General features: G+C 53.6%; 2 protein-coding genes. One reads left to right on the top strand and one right to left on the bottom strand.

What is annotated here, in order from left to right:
- On the top strand, window positions 1–1,444 hold a 1,444-nt coding region (locus tag ACQY8X_RS20740), incomplete at its 5' end, for a beta-eliminating lyase-related protein (protein WP_428037033.1).
- Between the two features lie 60 nt (window positions 1,445–1,504).
- Here the strand turns inward: ACQY8X_RS20740 and rsgA are convergent.
- Entirely contained in the window at window positions 1,505–2,548 is a 1,044-nt protein-coding gene (gene rsgA, locus ACQY8X_RS20735) for a ribosome small subunit-dependent GTPase A (RefSeq protein ID WP_428037032.1), read from the bottom strand.
- Window positions 2,549–2,861: the final 313 nt, after the last annotated feature.

The following is a 2,861-nucleotide window of genomic DNA, read 5'->3' as shown; positions in this document are numbered from 1 at the left end:
CCACAGTGAGACCGAGATGCTGCGCTACCTCAAGCGCCTGGAAAACAAAGATATCTCTCTCACCCACGCGATGATTGCGCTGGGTTCCTGCACCATGAAGCTGAACGCCACCGCCGAGATGATTCCGGTCAGCTGGCCTGAATTTGCCAACCTGCACCCGTTCGCACCGATTGATCAGGCCGCTGGCTACAGCGAGATGATCAACTCCCTGGAACAGATGCTGATCGCCATCACCGGTTTCGATGCCATCTGCATGCAACCAAACTCCGGCGCACAAGGCGAATATGCCGGCCTGCTGGCGATCCGTACATTCCATCAGGCCAACGGCGATGATCACCGTAATATCTGTCTTATCCCAAGCTCGGCGCACGGGACTAACCCGGCCTCCGCAGCGCTGGCCGATATGAAAGTGGTGATTGTCAGCTGCGATGATAAAGGCAACGTTGATATGGACGACATGCGGGCGAAAGCGGAGCTGCATGCCGACAACCTCGCCTGCCTGATGATCACCTACCCATCCACCCACGGTGTATACGAAGAGAGCATCCGCGAGATCTGCCAGATCATCCACCAGCATGGCGGTCAGGTGTATATGGATGGCGCCAACATGAACGCCCAGGTGGCGATCAGCCAGCCAGGTGAAATTGGCGCAGACGTGTCCCACCTTAACCTGCACAAAACCTTCTGCATCCCCCACGGTGGCGGCGGCCCGGGCATGGGCCCTATCGGTGTTAAAGCGCACCTGGCACCGTTCGTGGCGAACCACCCGGTACAGAAGATTGATGGCCCGAACGCAGACAACGGCGCCGTATCTGCCGCTCCCTGGGGTAGTGCCAGCATCCTGCCGATCACCTGGGTCTATATCGCCCTGATGGGTCAGCCGGGTCTGCGTAAAGCCACTGAAGTCGCGATTCTCAATGCCAACTACATGGCCAAGAAACTGGGTGAACACTACCCGGTGCTGTACACCGGCCGCAACGACAAGGTCGCCCACGAATGCATCATCGATCTGCGCCCGTTGAAAGAGCGCACCGGCATCTCTGAAGAGGATGTTGCCAAGCGGCTGATGGATTACGGCTTCCATGCACCGACCATGTCCTTCCCGGTGGCTGGCACGCTGATGATCGAGCCGACCGAATCTGAGCCGCTGTGCGAACTGGACCGTTTCATCGAAGCGATGGCTGCTATCCGTCAGGAGATCGCCGATGTTGAAGCCGGCATTCTTGATGCTGAAAAGAATCCGCTGAAAGGCGCCCCCCACACACTGGAAGACCTGATCGACCCGAACTGGGATCGTCCCTACTCGCCAGTACTGGGAGCCTTCCCACTGGCGTCCGTTAAAGCTAACAAGTTCTGGCCAACCGTTAACCGTATCGATAACGTTTATGGCGACCGGAATCTGTTTTGTGCCTGCCCTTCGATTGAAAGCTATACCGAAGTGTAAGTATTACGGATAACCAGAAGCAGAAAAGGCCGTTCACTGAACGGCCTTTTTCGTTACACATTAACGCCCTTTTTTATATTTCCTCGACTCTTTTTTTACAGATCTGTAAAAGCGCCCCAGTGCCCTGTCCTTATCCCGTTTCTCAGCCAGACTGGCGCTATTATAGGCCTGCTCACGCATCAGCTTAAGATAGTTAGACAATCGGCGCTGATCTATCTGCGACCGGCTCAGTGCCGCCTGCACGGCGCAACCCGGTTCGGAGTTATGCTGGCAATCGCTATAACGACACTGTTTGGCCAAAGCACTGATATCGGCAAATGCTTCTGCCAACCCGGCTTCGCAATCAGCTAATTGAAGTTCCCGCATCCCCGGGGTATCAAGTAAAACACCACCGCCAGGCAGCAGGTGCAGAGTCCGGGAGGTCGTGGTATGCCTGCCTTTGGCATCGGTCTCCCGGGCCTCTGCCGTCAATTGAGCTGCTTGTCCCGATAAAGCATTCACCAGCGTTGACTTACCCACACCGGATGAACCTAACACCGCAACACTATTGCCAGCCCTGCACCAGGGAAGCAACACTTTGACGCTGTCAGCATCAAGACCATTGACGACTTCAACCATCAGCAAAGGATCGATCGCCTGCACCTGTTGCCGATAACCTGCCGGATCATCACACAGGTCTGGCTTGGTTAAGACGACCACGGCATCTGCCCCCGCCTCTTTAATCAACGCCAGATAACGCTCGATACGATTCAGGGAAAAATCCTGATTCAGTGAGGTGATGATAAAGACGGTATCAATATTACTGGCGATTAACTGTTCGCTGACTTTGCTGCCAGAAGCCTTACGCGAGAAGCAGGACAGTCGCTCCAACGCTCGATAAAAGGTAGCGTCATCATTCAACAGAACCCAATCACCAACCGTTAAAGGCGGCATTGCTGGCGTATAAAACAAACGCTGAACACCCTGATCAGTGTAAAGCTCTACATAGGAACGATGCTGAGCGAATACTCTGGCAGGCTGATACTGGCAGCACTCATCAAGAGTGAGCTGTTGCTGAAAAAAAGGAGACCATCCCAGTTGGGAAAGTGAATAAACTGTAGTCATAGAAAACCCCTGACGCATACATAAGCAGCGTCCGATAAATAATCATCGGGGGCTAAATCGCCCCGGTTTTAAAACCGGGCAAAGAAATCAGATTAGGTGGATTTCAGCTTAATGCCCGGAAGGTTTTGACTACAATCATGTTTACCCTCCAGTGTTAAATGGATCATGTACTCAAATTAATCTATCAGAAGCGCTTTGCTTGTCAAGCCAGCCAGGGGGATTGCTTAACGACCAGAACCGATTCAGAAGTTCATCAGGATCAGAAAGACCCGCAGGTTCTAATCAAAGCCAGACTGCCGGTCGTCATCCAACC

The sequence above is a fragment of the Amphritea sp. genome (assembly GCF_050300915.1).
GTDB lineage: Bacteria > Pseudomonadota > Gammaproteobacteria > Pseudomonadales > Balneatricaceae > Amphritea.
The sequence above is the reverse complement of the archived record's forward strand: the minus strand, read 5'-3'. Positions and strand labels throughout refer to the sequence as shown.